This is a genomic window from Streptomyces sp. NPDC111507, from assembly GCF_055638955.1.
The window spans coordinates 37,862-53,747 of the sequence record NZ_JBVKBU010000016.1; the positions used below are offsets into that span (position 1 = coordinate 37,862).

Genomic DNA, 15,886 nt, shown 5'->3' on the forward strand with positions numbered 1-15,886 from the left:
TGGCTGGGCAGAGGAAGGGCAACGGCAACGTGCTGGGCGCAGCTCGGAATAGCGGAGCAGCTCCACGCGCTCGCCCTCCAGGCATGCGGCCGCATGACCGGCCTGGAGCTCAACGAACTGCCCGTGGACGGCTGCATTACCAAGACTCCGTGCGGTGGCGAGGCCGCCGGGCGCTCCCCCGTGGACCGGGGGAACAGGGACTGAAGCGCTCGGTGGCGACCGCGGCCACGGGCGTTCCGCTCGGCATTGTGGGCAAGGGGAGTTGGGGTTCACTGGGCAGATCGGCCGCAAGGGCGTCCCTGCCCCGACATGGGCCAGCAAGAGGTGGGTGGTGGAGCGCAGCCACGCGTGGATGAACGGGTTCGGCAAGCGGCGGCGCTGCACAGGGAAGTGCTGCCGCGTCGTGGACTTCTACCGCTACCTCTCCGCCGCGATCGTCACACACTGCGCCTGCTCGTTCGCCGGGCGACCCCGGGCTACCGCTCCACCACCAGGCGCCTGAAGTGACGCCTACAGTACGTCTGCGCAGGGTCGTGTCCTGGTCACTGTTCTGCGGCCTTCAGGGCGAACCGGTCGGCGCGAAGTCCGGCGAGGATCTCTGCAGCGGTCTGCTCCACGGTCTGGTCACTTGAGTCGACTACGTGGTCCTCCAGCGCCCCCAGGTTTTCGAAGGCGCCGTACAGGCCGACGATGGGGTCGATCTCCTTCAACTGCCGTCCCTCCCGCTGGGTGGCCCGCGTGAGTGCCACGTCCAGGTTCGGCCGCAGGACGGCGTAGGACAGTGCGAGGTCGTCCTGTTGGCAGGTCGTGCGGAAGGGCGTCAGCAGCCAAGGGCCGAGGATGCCGTCCAGGACGACGTCGTATCCGCCGTGCGCGTACGCGCACGCCGCGTTGATCATGACGTCAATGACGACCTCGTTCTGGCGTTGAGCTTGCGGAAGGTAGGGCGGGACGAAGCCCGAGCGGATCCACATGTAGAGGCTGTCTGTGTGCAGATGAACCGTTGGTTGCTCCGCAGTCGAGGCGAGGGCCTCGGCGACGGCGGACTTGCCGGCGCCCGGCGGTCCACCGAGCAGCAGCAGACTGCCGGTCCGCGAGGTCACGCTGGAATCGTTGGTCGGCAATTCAGTCTCCTTTACCGCGTTGCCGATTTTGGCCGGAGTCTAGCCCCGAGAATGCCGTTGTTTTTTTCGGCTGATAAAGAAAATCTCGTCAAGGGCGCCGGATGTGAAGTCAGTCACCCTTGATCTGGGCGGCTGACCTGGTCTGATGCGGTGGGACAGGTGCCCCGCGATAAAGCAAGGCCTTCAGATTGGGCTATCGCACCCTCAGTCGCGTGTCCGGTGCAGCGGGACCGCTGAAACGCTCGGATTCACCGATCTCCGAATGAGCGTGAGGGGATCTCGAATGAGTAACTGTGGCCAGACTCCCCATGTCGGCATCGTCAAATGATGTTGAGGCAGTCGAGGAACGGTGTGGCGGCCGAGGCGTTTCCTGTGATGCGGCAGTGGTCGCGCCAGGGTTTGCGGGTGGTGGCCCACGCGATGAAGTCGAGTGCTGTGCTGTGGACCCGAGTGGTGGCGTCCGCACCGGGTGCCACGGTGAGCTTCCCGTCCGGCCCGGACGCAGGGAAGACGGTGACGGTGGTGGCGCCTGGCCCGGTCAGGTCGAGGACCAGGGGCCTGTCGACGGTGGCAGTGAGTTCGGGTCCCTGCATCTGGGGGAGGCCGGCGAGCATGAAGTCGACGGCGGGGGCGACCTGGTCGTCGGTCGGTTCCGGCAGGGTGAACGGGAGCGGGCCGTCCGGGGCGAGCATGTCGTTGTGCAGGTGGCAGAAGACGTTGAACGCCATGGTGTTCGCCAGGAGGTGGCGCGGATACGTCCCGAGGCCGGGCACCCCGACAGCCTCGTCTGCCCCGGGCGATTTCTGGGCCGCTTCCAGGAGGTCCAGCTGCCGGGGCGTGCTCCGTCGCCACTCGTCGAGGACTTCCGCATGACTCCAGCCGCGTCGCTCGTCGACGCGCAGGTCGTGGTACCGCTCGCGGTTCGTCGGCAGGGAAGGATCGGGCGGCGGCGGGTCCACCGACTCGGAGGCGAGGGCCGCGAGGTGGGCCACCACGTCGATGACACGCCAGCCGGTGCACGCGGACGGCAGCTCCCATTGCTCGTCGTCCACCTGGGGGATGATCTCAGCTAGGTGCGCCGTGCTCGAACGTGCGGCGGCGATGCCGGCACGGGTCATTGTTCCTCCCTCGCCTCTCTCGGTTGGACGGGCCGGTCAGGATGCGGCCTTGCGGGACATGCGGTAGGTCGCGGCGACGTCCGCGCGGCCGAGTCCGTCGTCGGCCGCGCGGCGGAGGCGTTCGCGTACGAATTCCGCGATGCCCAGGTGCAGGCCGGCGGCGCGGGCGGTGTCGGTGATCAGGTCGGCGTCCTTGGCCGCCGCTTCGAGGGGGAAGGAGGGGGTGCCGAGGTCGTCGTCGATCATCTTCGGGCCCTTGCTCTGGACGTACGGGCTGTTGAGGCCGCTGTCGTCGATGACCTTGATGACCAGGCGGGGGTCCACTCCCAGGGTGCCGGCGAGGGTGAGGGACTCCGCGATGCCCTCGACGGTGGTCAGGACCCAGGCGTTGTAGGCGAGTTTGAGGCTGCTCGGCTGGCCGACCTCGTCGAGCCACATGGTGCGGGTGCCCACCGCCTCCAGGACCGGTCGTACCTCTTCCCGTGTCTCCTGCTGGGGTGAGGCGGCCAGGATGGTCAGGGTGCCGGCCACGGCCGGTTCCTTGGTGCCGAGGAGGGGAGCTTCGACGTACGCGAGGTTCAGGCGGGTCGCCTGTTCCGCGAGACGGCGAGACCCGTCCGGGGAGACCGTGCACGTCTGTACCCACACCGTGTGGCCGCCCAGGCCGTCGCGGGCCTGGTCCATCACGTCGGCGACCACCTTCTCGTTCGCGAGCGCGGTCAGGACGATGTCGGCGCCTTGGCAGGCCTCGGCCGGTGTGTCGCACACCGCGGCGCCGGCGTCGGCCAGCGGTTCGGCGGCGGCGCGGTTGCGGTTCCAGGCGCGCAGCTCCACTCCCGCCGCGGCGATGTTGCGTGCCATGGCCTCGCCCATGGTGCCCGTGCCGAGCACGGCGACCACGGGCATTGGCTGCCCGGACGACGGGGTCCGGTTCGTTCCGCTCATCGTCGCGCCTCCATACGATCGAAGCGCCGCGCGCCGTCCGCCGTGGCGGCCGGAGCGCATGCCAGTGCTGTCGACTGCCGCCCGGTATCGGGAGGTTCAGGCGTCCTGGCCGATCCAGACGGTCTTGGCGTTCATGAACTCCCGCATGCCGAGGTCGGACAGCTCGCGTCCGTAGCCGCTGCGTTTGACGCCACCGAAGGGGATCTCGGGGTAGCTGGTCGTGTTGCCGTTGATGAAGGCCATGCCCGACTGCACGTCGCGGACGAAGAGTTCGCGTTCGGCCTCGTCCTCGCTCCACAGGTTCGACCCGAGGCCGTAGGGGTGCCCGTTGGCTTCCCGCAAGGCATCCTCCAGGGAGGGGACCGTCCACACCTGCGCCACGGGGCCGAAGACCTCCTCGTGGTACATCCGCATCTCCGGCGTGACGCCGGTCAGCACGGTGGGCGGGTAGAACCAGCCGGGCCCGTCCGGGCGTTCGCCGCCCAAGAGGACCGACGCGCCCTTGGCGACGGCGTCGTCGACGTAGGACTCGACGTCCCGTCGGCCGGACTCGGTGGCCAGCGGTCCGACGTCGGTGCCCGCGTCCATCGGGTCGCCCACCACCAGCGCGCCCATCTTCGCCACGAACATCTCGATGAATGCGTCACCGATGTCTTCGTGCACGAAGAAGCGCTTGCCGTTGATGCAGGACTGGCCGTTGTTCAGACACCGCGCCTTCACCGCGACGTCGGTGGCCCGCTCCAGGTTCGTGGAGGGCATGACGATGAACGGGTCGGAGCCGCCGAGTTCGAGGACCACCTTCTTGATCTCGTCGCCGGCGATGGTGGCTACCGACCGCCCCGCCGGTTCGCTGCCGGTCAGCGTCGCCGCCGCCACGCGCGGGTCGCGCAGCACCTGCTCCACCCTCCCAGCGGAGATCAGCAGGGTCTGGAACACGTCGTCAGGGAAGCCCGCGTCACGGAAGAGTTCTTCCAGGTACAAGGCGCATTGCGGCACGTTCGAGGCGTGCTTGAGCAGACCCACGTTCCCCGCCATCAGTGCGGGCGCAGCGAACCGCATGGCCTGCCACAACGGCAGATTCCATGGCATCACCGCGAGTACCGCACCGATCGGCTGGTACGTCACGAACGTCTGCTTCGCACCCACGCGCCCGCCGTCACCCTCCAGATCCCGCAGGAACGCGGGGCCCTCAGTGGCGTAGAAGCGCAGCCCGCGCACGCACTTGGCCACTTCCTCCTCCGCCGCCCGGAAGGTCTTGCCCATTTCGGTGGTGATCATCGCGCTGACGCTCTCGACCTCCTTCTCCAGACGGTCGGCCGCATGGTGCAGCCACTCCGCCCGCTGCTCGACGCTCGCCAGCCGGTACGAGGCGGCCGCAGCCGCCGCCCGCGCGAGCTTGTCCTCCAGTTCCTCAGGAGTCAGTTCGTCGAACCTCCTCAGGACCTCACCTGTCACGGGACTCGTCGTTGCGATAGCCATGAATCCACGCTATGACCGTCCGATTGAGTAGGCAATTCGCCCTTTTGCCTCAGATGGGTCCCGTGAGGTGGCACGCTCGCCATCGGGAGGGAGCCGTACCTTCGAGATCAGCCAGAACCCCGCCGACCAGCAGCGACGCCCCGCCGAGCGGCTGCCACCCCGCCCGCTGCCGATCACCACGCACAGCATCGGAAGTGTCGCAATCGCAGACACGTGAACTGGGCGATATGTGCATCGGCGGCTGCGGTGACCGATGCAGGCACCCCCTCCCGCCCACGCCGCGCGACCCGAGGGCCGCCAGTTCCCCTTCGTGGGCACGGAGCTGTCCTATCTCGGTTCCTGCTAGAGCGGTCAGAGTCGGGAGGCCCTGGGCCGCGGCGACGTCGTCGGGCGCCAGGTCATCGTGTTCGCAGGACGATCACGTCCCGATTGCGCTCGATCGCAGAGAGCGCCAGCTCGTCGGGCCATGACATCCAGGATTCGAGGTCGGCACGCGAGCCGGCCTGGGCGGGCGGGCGAGGGTGGTTGCCCCCGGTCTGCCCCCGTCCCGATGGCCTCCCCCTCGGTCAGGGCAGAGCCGCGACGAGTTCCTTGGCGAGAGGGCCCGAGGAGGCTGGGTTCTGCCCCGTGAAGAGGTTGCGGTCCACGACTGTGTACGGTTCCCAGGCGGGACCCCGCGAATAGTGGGTGGGCAGCTTCTTCAGCTCGTCCTCCAGCAGCCATTTGGCCTTGTCGGCGAATCCGACACCGGCCTCCTCCTCATTGCAGAAACCCGTCACACTGTAGTTCGCGAACGGCGTTTCGCCGTTCGCATCACGCGTGGCGAGGAGAGCGGCCGGGGCGTGGCAGACGATGCCGAGCGGATTTCCGGAAGCGAGTGCCTCCCGCAACAGCGCCCCGGAATCGGGGTCGACCGAGAGGTCCTCCATCGGGCCGTGACCGCCGGGGTAGTAGACCGCGTCATAATCCTCCAGGCGCACCTCCTGGAGGGAGATGGGATGCCTCAGCTCATCCGCGGACTCGATGACGGCCTCCTCCCGGAGGGAGTTCTCTTCGCCGCCCGCCATACGGGACTCCAGGCTCATCGTGTCCACAACGGGAACGACCCCACCCGGAGTTGCCACGGTGACCTCGTGTCCGGCGTCGGTGAACACGCTGTAAGGCGCGACGAACTCCTCGGCCCAGTACCCGGTGGGATGTCGGTGCCCGTCCTTCATGGTCCAATAGCTCGCACCTGTCAGCACACACAATATCTTGGCCATGAGAAGCTCCTCGGTAAGATGTTGCCCTGGAACGGGCATGAGGCAACCAAGTTTCACGTGCCCATCAAGTGTGAGCGGGCGTCCAGGGGTCGGCAACTTGTGGCCGACCGAGGAGTACACACAGCGGCCTCGCGGAATTTCAACAGGATTTCGACGCCGCCATGCAGGAAAAGTGCGACACGAATACACCCCGTTTTGGTGGAGCGTTTTCGGCGACGCGTTTTCTTTCGGGAGTGGAGGTCTGGCCGAGAAAGCTAACCGACCAATCCGGCGTTGCGAAGGTCTGCCATGATCAAGCGATAGTTGACCCAGGATTCCGTGGCCGACGGCGAGCAATTGGCCCGCGAGCAGGTGAGCGGCATCCTGGGAATAGGCGGATCGGACATCTCGCGGCAGCTCATCCCGCAAGGCACTGGCGTGGAGTCGATGATCCAGTGGTTGTCGAACCAGAGGTCGCTGTCCATGGCCGGCTCCCGGGATCATCTGCTTGACCAGGGGCAGCGCCGCTCGCAGGCGCTTGTCGCAGTACGACTGCCGCGGCAAGTAGGGGAACACGCCAGTCAGGTGCTTGCGGGCGAAGCACGGTCGGCGTGCCTCGGAGTGGTGGCCGAGGAGGGCCTGCGCCACGTGACGCCACGGCAAGGCACTTGCATCACATCATGACGCAGCATGGCCTTTTTTCGTGTCCGCGCACCAGCCCAGAGGCAGGACTCATTTGTCGAGTGCTGCGTGGTCGCCCTGTTTCCGGTCGCCCTATTTCCACATGTAGTTCTCGGCGGCGTCGACGATCAGATTCTCGACCGCCTGCGGATGCGAGACCAGGGAAACGTGTGAGGAATCGATCTCCACTGTCTTTCGGGCGTTCGCCCGCTTCGCCTCGTACCGCTCCAGACTCGGGTTGATCGCCTGGTCCTGTTTGCCGACAAGGACGTAGACGGGTCTGTTCCGCCACGCGGCGCCGGTGAGCTTGTCCGCGAACGCCGACAGCGCGATCGGACGCTGTGTGACTGCCATGATGTCGGTCTGACTCGTGGGCAGATCCGCGGCGAAGACCTGGTGCAGTTTGTTCGGCTGTACGTACACGTCCGTGCCGGTAGTGCCGTCGCCGTTGCGGAAGGGCACCTGCCTCAGAGCCTTGGTGAGTGGGGCGGGAGCGAACTTCGCGGAGAGGCTGGAGAAGGACTCTCCCACATCGGGCATGATCGCGTTGATATACACGAGGGCCTTGACATTGTTGTTTCCGGCGGCGGCCTGCGAGATCACCTCTCCGCCGTAGGAATGACCGACCAGGACGATCGGGCCCTTGACGGACTTCAGGAAACTCGCGAGGTAAGTCGAGTCCTGGGGGATACCGCGGAGGGGGTTGGCCGGTGCGGCCACCGTGTAGCCGTTCTGCTGGAGCCGTTTCGCGACACCGTTCCAGCTCGACGCGTCGGCGAAGGCGCCGTGCACGAGCACGATAGTGGGCTTCTCCCTGCCGGGATCACCGCTCGGGCCACCTGCCTGCGCCGCTACGGGTGTCAGGGCGTAGGTGATTCCCGATACCGCCAGAAGTGCCGCACTCCAACGGACGATGTTCAGGTTGCGGCGCGACTTGCAGGATATTCGCATGTCATTCCTTCGGTGCGAGGGCGTCGAGGGAGGCCCGGGATTCCAGCGTCGAGGACACCTGCCGACATGTCCCCGCGCACGCGCCATCCGAGTGAGCGCGCCCCGGTGGTGCGGAGTCTCCTGCGAGCTCGACGACTTTGCTCCCGGGTGGCTTGCGCCCCCCAGTCGCCCCCCGAGCCGCCCCCACCCGCCGAGCCGGCCACCGTCCCTCACGTCAGGACCATCGTCTACGGCGTCCGGAGCGGGCGGCCCATCAATGGTCAGTTGGGATTCCGCCGTGGGCGGCCACTTGACGAGGGGCAACCGGCCGCCAGCGGTGACGCTGCGTCGATGTTCCAGGGCGGGTGGCTGTGTCACATCCAGGATGCCGTCGACGGTGAGGATTTGGCTGGTGAGCCAGGCGGCGGCGAGGTCGATCCAGACACAGGATGCTGGCGACCTCGCCTGGCTTGCCGTAGCGGCCGGGGGATGCGGCTGGGCTCTGCCTGCTTGAGCTGCTCGATGGTTGCCTCGGGCAGTCGGACTAGGGCCGGAGCACGATCTTGCCGTGGGTGTGCCGTCGTTCCAGTTCGCGGAACGCGTCGCGCACCCGTTCCAGCGGGTAGGTGCGGGCGATCGGCACCTCCAGCTCTCCGCGCGCGGCAAGCCGTGCCAACTCGCCGAGCACGACCGCGCACGCCGCCGCGCCTTCGCCGTAGGTTCGCGCCCCCACCCTGGCCGCGGCCTGCCAGTCGCTGATCGTGTTGATCCGCTCGGGCCGCACCCCCAACTCCACGGCCAGTTCCACGTAGCCCTCGCCGAACGTGTCGATGAACGCGTCCACGTTTCCGCCGGAAGCCTGCCGGATCCGTTCGGCCGCGTCCTGCCCGTACTCGACCGGGATGACACCGAGATCCTTCAACCAGGCATGGTTCTGCTCGCTCGCCAGCCCGATCACCGTGGCGCCGCGCCGCCGCGCGAGCTGTACGGCGAGAGACCCGACGCCGCCCGCCGCACCGGACACGACAACCGTGTCGGCCGGTTGGGGGTCCACAGCGAACAGGGTGGCGTACGCGGTCGTCCCGGCCACGTACAACGACCCAGCCACGTCCCAGGACAGCCCCTCCGGGCGCGAGGTCAGATTCACGTCGTCGACCACGACGAACTCCGCGTGGCTCGCCCTGTGATGAGTGAAGCCCAGGACGTCGTCGCCCACCCCGACGCCGCGCACTTGCGGACCGGCCTCCACCACGACGCCGGCCAGATCGCTGCCCTGCCCGGAGGGGAACGTGGCCGGCCAGCGTCCGTGTCGGGCGCCCTTGCGGATCATTGTCTCGCCGGGCTGGATCCCGGCCGCGCGGACCTCGACCAGCACCTGCCCGGGGCCGGGCGTCGGCCGCGCCACCTCCTCCACCCGCAGCACATCGATCCCGCCGTACTCGTGGAACCGCACCGCCTTCATCGCGTGATCACCGCTCTTCCTCGTTCGGACAGGTCTTGGACGGTCACGCCCCGGACGGCCACACAGCGACCGGGCCATCGCATTCAACGGTTCAGGAACGGAGCTGTCTTCCCAGGATCAACGGTCTGGGGAAGTATTTGACGAACGGTGAGCATGCACCATCTTGATATAGCCGGTCAGGGGTGGTGCTGTGCGAGGGTACTCGTGCTGGTCGTGGGCGGGATCGGTGCGGAGCTTGATGAGAATCCGCCAACTTTTCGGGTGCGCGAGGCCGTGCTCGACGCGGCGCGGCCGTTGGCGAGCATCCGATTGGCTTCCTTCTGGCCGGTGGTGAGCTTGGCCGCGCGGGTGGCCTTGAAGCCGTTGACGACCACGGGGTCGTTCTGGTCGTCGTTCAGGCCGATGAAGCCCAGATCGAGGCTTTCGCAGCGAGCAGGCCGATGATCTCGTCGCCCCAACGCCCCAACGCCCCAACGCCCCAACGCCCCAACGCCCCAACGCCCCAACGCCCCAACGCCCCAACGCCGCACGTTTGTGGCTGAGATGTTGTTGCCGCCTGCCATGTCGGCCACGCGCGGGTCACTCAACAGCCGCCCGGCACACCGCCGTTACGCTCACAACCGGGCGGTGAACTTCCCCTCGGGGAGCTTCCGCAGCCAGGCGCGGTCGGCCAGCTTGGTCAGCTTCCCACGCAGCGGCTCCAGGGCGCCCCGCACCCCGATGTCCAGCCCGATCGCCTCGCCGACCTGCCGGGTCGTCACCGGCCCCGCGGCCTGCTGTCCGTCCAGCTCCGCACGATGCGTGGCGATCCGCTTCCGCGCCTCGGGGTCCGCCATGGGCCGGATCGTACGAGCGGCACCGGCGACGACGAGCGGGAAACCCCGAAACCGCCCTACAGGACGATCGACACGGCAGACTGCGGCCCCCGGCCGGCACGAGCACCCCCGACTGGCAACTGGCATGGGGAGGTACCGCGACGGCCTCGATACCTGCCCCTTGCCTGCTGAGCGCTGTCCTCAGCGCGGCCGACAGCGATGACGTCCGCGTCGACGTCGGTCTCGTCGACAACGCGCTTGCGCACAACGCACTCGCGGCCCGCCCCGCACCGAGCAACCCGAGCACGCGGAACCTCGACGGAGAGCGACGGCACCGGCGGCTGTACGTGGGGAATTCCCCATGGCCGCCGCCAACGGGCACAGGGGCACAGCGGCACAGGGGCACGAAAGGACACGCTTGTCGTAAGCCGCCCGAACTTCTTCCGCACCAGAGCGGCACGGCCGGCTGAACCGCCGAGACATGGCCTCCGGCGTGATCTCGCCAGCACGAGACACGACCAGCGCGGGACACAGTGAGTGTGGAAACAAGCGTGGCCCCCCTGCCCGGTCGTACTCCAACAACCCTGCATACGGATACGTCGGAAGTGCGCCTTCCAGTACGCGGACCGGAGAGCGGGGAGGGCGTATACGGCAGAAAGTGGTCGTGGGCTCCACCTCACCCCACCTGACCAAGCCCCTACCGCCCGGCTTGACCCGGAACCCCGCGTCCTGTTCGTTCCCACAGCCAACTGATCAAAGTCCGGGCGGCATTGAAGCTCGGGCGCGGATCGGGCCGGCCCGCCGCTTCTGGGTGCCCATTGCCTCGCGGCCCAGAGTTGTTTAAGGAGTGGCTGCGTGCGGTTGATGCCTTGTAGGGTCCCGACTATGGCCTGTCGCATTTCCGAGCTGGTGATCGATTGCCGGGATCCGCAACGGCTTGCGGCGTTCTGGTGCGAGGTGTTGGACTTCATCGTGCTCGACATCGACGACGGCGCGGTGGAGATCGGACCTCGGGAGGGGTTCGGCGGATTGCAGCCGACTCTGGTCTTCAGTCCCACCACCGAGCCCAAGGCGGGCAAGCTGCCGCTGCACATCGACGTCAACGCGACCGACCGCGATCAGGACGCCGAACTCGAACGCCTCCTGAAGCTCGGGGCACGCCCGGCCGACATCGGCCAGACCGGCGAGGAGCCCTGGCACTGCCTGATCGACCCCGAAGGCAATGAATTCTGCCTCCTGCGAGCCCGCCTGAGCTGAGCATCGGCCCGCGCCGGCGAACGCAAGCGTCAGTGGATGCGAACCAGCTTGTCCGCCGGAGCAGCAGATCCATCCCGTATGGGCGCGGCGTTCGAGGTGAACTGTCCACCGCCGTAAGGTTCTTGAAGAACTCTGCAGCAGGCTGGATCGGTCTGCCTCACGGGTTCAGCGACTGGTGGGGCCCTCAAGGGGCATCTGTCTCCTGTAACTCACTGCTTCCGGGAGAGGCAAGGCTCTTGAGGTCCCGTCCGGGCAGGTCGCCCTCAGCAACGCGGACATCCGGGGAGCAGGTCTGCCGGGGCGACCGTCGACAGCTGGGGGGCGACGTGCGGCGGGAAGCCTCACCGGCTTGTCGGCGGGCTCGAACTCTTCCCCCCTCTAGCGATCCTTCGTCGGCCATCCGATGGCGCGGAAGACGGCGACGGGGTCCAGATAGTCCCGCCAATGCGTCACCCTGCGGTCCTTGACGGTGATCACGGAGACGAAGTGGTTGTCGTAGGCACGCCCGGTGTGGACTGCACGTCCGTGCACCGCGTACTCGAGCACGACCACGGACGTCTCGGCATCCCGGTGGACAGCGAGCCCGTCCGCACTGTGCAGGACCATGCCATCGCCGTAGCCGCGGTACAGGTCGGCAACCGCGCGGCGTCCCTGAACCCGGCGCGGGTAGCCGGGTACGGAGGTCACGTACTCGAAGACCACATCCTCGGCCAGGAGGTCGAAGAAGTGCTCACCGTCGACGAGGCCCGCCAGCCCCTCCTGGATGATCCGGAAGAACGGGTCCAGCGCTGCGAAGTCGGTGATGTCGTCGATGGACATGGTCACCCCGCCATCGGAGAGGTCCAGGCATGGACGCTGCGCCGGGCGAAGTCGTGGAAGGTGGTCGCGGGCTGGCCGGTGACCTTCTCGACGTCATCGTTGGGCGTGGAGCCGTTGCCGGAGATGACGCTGCCGGTCAGCCAGCGAAGCATCACCGCGTAGTCGGCTGGGACGAGTCCGGCAGCGACCGCGCCGTCGATCCATGCATTGGGGTCGATGTCGTGGTGCGTGACAGGTCGGCCGGTCACGGCGGCGATGGTGTCGGCGACTTCGTCGACGGTGAGGGCCTGCGGGCCGGTGGGCGCGTAGTGCGCGCCGGCGTGGGCGTCGGGGGCGAGCAGCGTCTCGACGGCAACCGCGGCGATGTCGGCCGCGTCGACGAAGGCCTCCCTGCCGCCGCCGGCGGGGACGGTGATCACCCCGTCGACGACCGGTACGTGGGCGTCGCTGAAGTTCTGCATCACCCAGGCGGGTCGCAGGATGGAGTGGGTGATGGCAGCTCGGGCGGCGAGGCCGGCCTCGACGGCCCTGATGTCGACCTCCGGTGGCGCCTGGTCGGCGCGGTAGGTGCTGAGGTAGGTGACATGGCGTACCCCGGAGCCTTCGGCGAGGTCGAGGAAGGCGGCCACGTGGTCGGCGTAGGTGACCCGCAGAACGGGTGTGACGAGGTAGAGGCGGTCGACTCCGGCGAGGGCTGGGGCATGGGTGGTCGGGTCGTCCCAGTCGAACCGTACGTCGGCGCCGTGGCGCGCCGCGGTGCGGGCGCGCAGCCCCCGCTCGGTGAGCCTCTTCGCCACGATCGAGCCGGTCCGGCCGGTGCCGCCGAGGACGAGTGTGGTCTGCGGTGATCCAGTCATGGATCAATCGTGAGAGCGCGCTATGAGCGAATCAATGCGCACATGACTCGTTCTTTTACGTCAGACGCTCAGATCTTTGTCCCATGGGGTTGTCTCGCTGATACTGAGTGCGTGGACGTATTGCACGATCGCCTTGCGCGGGCACGCGCCTCGGGCGCCGTGTTCGCCCGTACGGTGGCCGAGCCGCCGTGGGGGCTGCGGCTGGCCGGTTCGATCCAGCTGGCCGTGCACACCATCGTCCGGGGGCGGGGCTGGCTGTGGCTGGACGACCCCGGCAGCGCGGTGGAACTCGTGCCGGGGGAGGTGACGCTCGTCCGCGGTGGCCCTGATCACCACATCGGGCACGAGCCGGGCGCCGACTGCCTCGAACCGGAGGAATTCCGGGCGCGGCACGCCAACGACGGGAGTTCCGAGAACCCGCGGGCGACGGTCTTCCTCTGCGGCGCCTACCGGTTCTCGGGTGACATCGGCAGTGGGCTGCTGGAGGCACTGCCGCAGGTGTTGACCCTGTCGGCGGCGGTCGGCGACCCGCTGCGAGAGGTCATCTCCCTGCTGTCGCACGAGCTGACCACTTTCGAGCCGGGCCAGCCCACCGTGCTGGACCGGCTCCTCGACGTTCTTCTGGTGCTCGCCATCCGCAATGACTTCCGCCGCAGCTCGACCGCACCCCGTTGGTACCGGGCGTCCGCGGATCCCCGGCTGAACGCCGCGCTGCAGGCCATGCACGAGAACGCCGGCCATCCCTGGTCGGTCCCCGAACTCGCCGCGATCAGCGGTCTGTCCCGCGCGGCCTTCGCACGGACCTTCCGCGACGCCCTCGGCCAGACTCCCATGCAGTACCTGACCGACTGGCGGATGGCTCTCGCCCGCGACCACCTGCGCACCGGCGAACTCGGCATGACACATATCGCCCGCACTGTCGGCTACAGCTCGCCCTACGCGTTCGCGGCGGCCTTCCGGCGTCACCACGGCGAGCCGCCCGGGACCTGGCGGCAACGGGAGTCACTGCGCACGCAGGCAGGCCCCGGGCACGATCCCCACACCCACTGACACCCGCCCGTCCCCGCATGACGCCCGCCCGACTCTCCCCGCACCAGAACCAAGAGTCGCTGCCGTGACCGCGCTTTCGCGCGTCGGTCACAGACTCGTGAAGAGGTCGTCGAGCGGGGCCGGCGCCTGTCCGGGGTCGAGGTTCTCGACCAGGAGATGCCCGTAGCGGATCTTGCGGCCCTTCTTCGTGCCGAGGAAGCGCCGCAACTGCTGCTGCCGGGGTCGACCGTGGTGTGCGGGCTGGTGCAGGAAGGTCTGCCAGGCCCGCAGGTCGCCCTCGGCCTGGATGATCTCCTCGACGCGCGCTGTGCCCAGCGCGCGGATGAGTTCGTCCTCCAGGTCCGCCACGCACACGAAGAAGCCCCGGTGCGGAGCCCGGGCCCGCTTCAGGCCGCGGTCGTAGAAGCGCTGCTCACCCTCGTCGCACAGTCCCCTCAACTGCAGGCCAAGACCGGGTGGCCCGAGAAGACCGGCGTAGTGGCCGACACTCATCGCCCCGCCCATCGATACGACGCACACCCCTTCGGCGGCCAGGTCCCGGCCACGCCGTGCGGCCAGCGCCTCGACGGCCGCGAGGTCACTCGGTCCTTCCAGCAGCACCGCCGTGCGCAGCCCGAGTTGCACAACCAGATCATTCGCCGGTCCACCGGGACCGCCGGCCGCCCAGCGGCTGACCGTGTCCCGGAATGCGTTCATGTCCGCCATGAAGCGAGTCTGCACTTCTCCTGACCGGCACGGCACGGGAATATTCGACGGCGCCGCTCGACATGTCCGCAATTCTCGTCATCCGGTCCGACGTCACCTGAGTCGGATGCTGAAGCAGGCTTCGGCGGCGGGGGAACTCGGCGATGCCGGACGGGACGCTGGACTCCCGGGGGTGGCCACGCCACGTCGTCGCCATGATGCTCAGCCCGCCGTGTCGGGGCTGCCGGGGCTATCGGGTCGAGAACGCGAGGTTTGGCCTTTGCTGCCGGTTCGGTGGGCTACGTCGGCTGAACCGGCATCAGTGAGGTGACGGTTGGCCGCCATCGGCTGGTTGTGCCTCGTTGTGCCTCGTTGTGGCTTGGCTACGGAGACACCGCTGCGGGTGCTGGATCCTTCGTGCCCACGCCGGTCGTGCGGAAGCTGGTCCGGAATGCGCCAGGTGTCACGCCCAGGTGTCGTACAAACGCCCTGCGGAGCGACTCGGGTGAGCCGAACCCAGTGCGCCGTGCCACTACCGGCAGGGGGTCGTCACCCGTCTCCAGCAGCGCCTGGGCGGCTTCCAGCCTGACCTGCTCGACGTAGCGGCCTGGAGTGGTTCCCACCTCTTCGTCGAAGAGCCGGGTCACGTGCCGGACGCTGACGCCTGCTCTACGGGCCATGGCCGTGAGCGTGTGGTTGGCCCCAGGGTTCTCGGCAACGGTGTCGAGGACCCGGCGGAGCATCTCCTGGCGCGTGTGCGGCGCCCTGGAGCGGACGCTGAACTGGGATTGGCCGCCCGGCCGTTGCATGAAGACGACCATGTCCTTGGCGACCGACCGGGCGACCTCCGCACCGTAGTGATCTTCGACCAGCGCCAGGGACAGGTCGATACCGGCGCTGACACCTGCCGAAGTCATCATCTGCCCGTCCTGTACGAAGATGGCGTCCGGTTGGACCCGCACGGACGGGAAACGAGCGGCCAGTTGCCGTGAATGCCGCCAGTGCGTCGTGGCGCGACGGCCGTTGAGAAGTCCGGCTGCGGCCAGCAGGAACGCTCCTGTGCACACCGATGCCGTGCAGCGGCTCTTCTCGTGCAACTGCCGGACCGTATCCAAAAGAGTGTCGTCCTTGATCAGCGTCTCCCATTCCGGGCCGCCCGGGATCACCAATACGTCGTACGGTTCTTGTACGTCGGCGGCGGACAGGTCGGCGCTGAGGCGGATCCCGGCGGAGGTGATGACCTCCGCCCCGTCCTCGGACGCGATCTGCACCCGATAACGCCCGCCGAACTCGTTCGCCGTCGTGAACACCTCGATCGGGCCGGTCACATCGAGCAGTCGCACGCCCGGAAACACAAGCACGGTCACGACGAGCGGATCCATTGCCGGGCGCTTGTGGTTCATCGGATGCCTCCCGGCTGTGCG

General features: G+C 68.0%; 15 protein-coding genes and 2 pseudogenes. 3 read left to right on the forward strand and 14 right to left on the reverse strand.

Going from position 1 to position 15,886, the window contains the following annotated elements:
• Positions 1–15 precede the first annotated feature (15 nt).
• Positions 16–507, forward strand: a pseudogene (locus ACZ7M2_RS41115) (transposase family protein); the annotation flags it as partial.
• Between the two features lie 35 nt (positions 508–542).
• Here the strand turns inward: ACZ7M2_RS41115 and ACZ7M2_RS41120 are convergent.
• The 10 genes and pseudogenes from ACZ7M2_RS41120 to ACZ7M2_RS41165 form a co-directional block, all read right to left on the reverse strand.
• The gene (locus tag ACZ7M2_RS41120) at positions 543–1,124 is read right to left on the reverse strand and encodes a phosphotransferase-like protein (protein WP_355978196.1); all 582 of its coding nucleotides are present in this window, start codon (positions 1,122–1,124) and stop codon (positions 543–545) included.
• 320 nt (positions 1,125–1,444) lie between these two features.
• A complete protein-coding gene (locus tag ACZ7M2_RS41125) occupies positions 1,445–2,242 on the reverse strand; it encodes a maleylpyruvate isomerase family mycothiol-dependent enzyme (RefSeq protein ID WP_471599676.1) in 798 nt (265 codons plus the stop codon).
• Positions 2,243–2,278: 36 nt separating this feature from the next.
• Complete coding sequence (locus tag ACZ7M2_RS41130) at positions 2,279–3,187, reverse strand: NAD(P)-dependent oxidoreductase (protein WP_471599677.1); 909 nt, start codon at positions 3,185–3,187, stop codon at positions 2,279–2,281.
• Positions 3,188–3,283: 96 nt separating this feature from the next.
• A complete protein-coding gene (locus ACZ7M2_RS41135) occupies positions 3,284–4,666 on the reverse strand; it encodes an NADP-dependent succinic semialdehyde dehydrogenase (RefSeq protein ID WP_471599678.1) in 1,383 nt (460 codons plus the stop codon).
• A gap of 566 nt (positions 4,667–5,232) precedes the next feature.
• Positions 5,233–5,928 (reverse strand): type 1 glutamine amidotransferase domain-containing protein, encoded by a 696-nt coding sequence (locus ACZ7M2_RS41140; protein ID WP_471599679.1) that lies wholly within the window; start codon positions 5,926–5,928, stop codon positions 5,233–5,235.
• A 395-nt stretch (positions 5,929–6,323) separates the two neighbouring features.
• Positions 6,324–6,555: pseudogene (locus tag ACZ7M2_RS41145) on the reverse strand (IS982 family transposase); the annotation flags it as partial.
• A gap of 126 nt (positions 6,556–6,681) precedes the next feature.
• A complete protein-coding gene (locus ACZ7M2_RS41150; protein ID WP_471599680.1) occupies positions 6,682–7,539 on the reverse strand; it encodes an alpha/beta fold hydrolase in 858 nt (285 codons plus the stop codon).
• 523 nt (positions 7,540–8,062) lie between these two features.
• A complete protein-coding gene (locus tag ACZ7M2_RS41155; protein WP_471599681.1) occupies positions 8,063–8,980 on the reverse strand; it encodes an NADP-dependent oxidoreductase in 918 nt (305 codons plus the stop codon).
• 176 nt (positions 8,981–9,156) lie between these two features.
• Positions 9,157–9,552 carry a hypothetical protein gene (locus tag ACZ7M2_RS41160; protein WP_471599682.1) on the reverse strand — a complete coding sequence of 132 codons (396 nt, stop codon included), beginning with the start codon at positions 9,550–9,552 and terminating at the stop codon, positions 9,157–9,159.
• Positions 9,553–9,594: 42 nt separating this feature from the next.
• The gene (locus tag ACZ7M2_RS41165) at positions 9,595–9,816 is read right to left on the reverse strand and encodes a hypothetical protein (RefSeq protein WP_471599683.1); all 222 of its coding nucleotides are present in this window, start codon (positions 9,814–9,816) and stop codon (positions 9,595–9,597) included.
• An 864-nt stretch (positions 9,817–10,680) separates the two neighbouring features.
• Between ACZ7M2_RS41165 and ACZ7M2_RS41170 the strand changes: the two genes are divergently transcribed.
• Entirely contained in the window at positions 10,681–11,052 is a 372-nt protein-coding gene (locus tag ACZ7M2_RS41170; RefSeq protein ID WP_471599829.1) for a VOC family protein, read from the forward strand.
• Positions 11,053–11,430: 378 nt separating this feature from the next.
• Here ACZ7M2_RS41170 and ACZ7M2_RS41175 read toward each other — a convergent pair whose 3' ends face one another.
• Both ACZ7M2_RS41175 and ACZ7M2_RS41180 read right to left on the reverse strand, forming a co-directional pair.
• Positions 11,431–11,871: a nuclear transport factor 2 family protein gene (locus tag ACZ7M2_RS41175; RefSeq protein WP_471599830.1), complete on the reverse strand. Its 441-nt coding sequence runs from the start codon at positions 11,869–11,871 to the stop codon at positions 11,431–11,433.
• Between the two features lie 2 nt (positions 11,872–11,873).
• Positions 11,874–12,728: an NmrA family NAD(P)-binding protein gene (locus tag ACZ7M2_RS41180; RefSeq protein ID WP_471599684.1), complete on the reverse strand. Its 855-nt coding sequence runs from the start codon at positions 12,726–12,728 to the stop codon at positions 11,874–11,876.
• A gap of 111 nt (positions 12,729–12,839) precedes the next feature.
• On the opposite strand from ACZ7M2_RS41180, the gene ACZ7M2_RS41185 reads away from it, so the two are divergent.
• Positions 12,840–13,778: an AraC family transcriptional regulator gene (locus ACZ7M2_RS41185; protein ID WP_471599685.1), complete on the forward strand. Its 939-nt coding sequence runs from the start codon at positions 12,840–12,842 to the stop codon at positions 13,776–13,778.
• A gap of 87 nt (positions 13,779–13,865) precedes the next feature.
• Here ACZ7M2_RS41185 and ACZ7M2_RS41190 read toward each other — a convergent pair whose 3' ends face one another.
• Together ACZ7M2_RS41190 and ACZ7M2_RS41195 are read right to left on the reverse strand one after the other, a co-directional pair.
• Positions 13,866–14,483, reverse strand: a complete 618-nt coding sequence (locus tag ACZ7M2_RS41190) for a TOPRIM nucleotidyl transferase/hydrolase domain-containing protein (RefSeq protein WP_471599686.1) — start codon at positions 14,481–14,483, stop codon at positions 13,866–13,868.
• Positions 14,484–14,845: 362 nt separating this feature from the next.
• Positions 14,846–15,829: a GlxA family transcriptional regulator gene (locus ACZ7M2_RS41195; protein ID WP_471599687.1), complete on the reverse strand. Its 984-nt coding sequence runs from the start codon at positions 15,827–15,829 to the stop codon at positions 14,846–14,848.
• Between the last annotated feature and the right edge of the window lie 57 nt (positions 15,830–15,886).

What these genes read in the sequence shown, in the direction of transcription:
- ACZ7M2_RS41125 (WP_471599676.1), bottom strand. Translation starts at nt 2,242, where the DNA reads ATGACCCGTGCCGGCATCGCCGCCGCACGTTCGAGCACGGCGCACCTA.
- ACZ7M2_RS41130 (WP_471599677.1), bottom strand. Translation starts at nt 3,187, where the DNA reads ATGAGCGGAACGAACCGGACCCCGTCGTCCGGGCAGCCAATGCCCGTG.
- ACZ7M2_RS41135 (WP_471599678.1), bottom strand. Translation starts at nt 4,666, where the DNA reads ATGGCTATCGCAACGACGAGTCCCGTGACAGGTGAGGTCCTGAGGAGG.
- ACZ7M2_RS41140 (WP_471599679.1), bottom strand. Translation starts at nt 5,928, where the DNA reads ATGGCCAAGATATTGTGTGTGCTGACAGGTGCGAGCTATTGGACCATG.
- ACZ7M2_RS41150 (WP_471599680.1), bottom strand. Translation starts at nt 7,539, where the DNA reads ATGCGAATATCCTGCAAGTCGCGCCGCAACCTGAACATCGTCCGTTGG.
- ACZ7M2_RS41155 (WP_471599681.1), bottom strand. Translation starts at nt 8,980, where the DNA reads ATGAAGGCGGTGCGGTTCCACGAGTACGGCGGGATCGATGTGCTGCGG.
- ACZ7M2_RS41165 (WP_471599683.1), bottom strand. Translation starts at nt 9,816, where the DNA reads ATGGCGGACCCCGAGGCGCGGAAGCGGATCGCCACGCATCGTGCGGAG.
- ACZ7M2_RS41170 (WP_471599829.1), top strand. Translation starts at nt 10,681, where the DNA reads ATGGCCTGTCGCATTTCCGAGCTGGTGATCGATTGCCGGGATCCGCAA.
- ACZ7M2_RS41175 (WP_471599830.1), bottom strand. Translation starts at nt 11,871, where the DNA reads ATGTCCATCGACGACATCACCGACTTCGCAGCGCTGGACCCGTTCTTC.
- ACZ7M2_RS41180 (WP_471599684.1), bottom strand. Translation starts at nt 12,728, where the DNA reads ATGACTGGATCACCGCAGACCACACTCGTCCTCGGCGGCACCGGCCGG.
- ACZ7M2_RS41190 (WP_471599686.1), bottom strand. Translation starts at nt 14,483, where the DNA reads ATGGCGGACATGAACGCATTCCGGGACACGGTCAGCCGCTGGGCGGCC.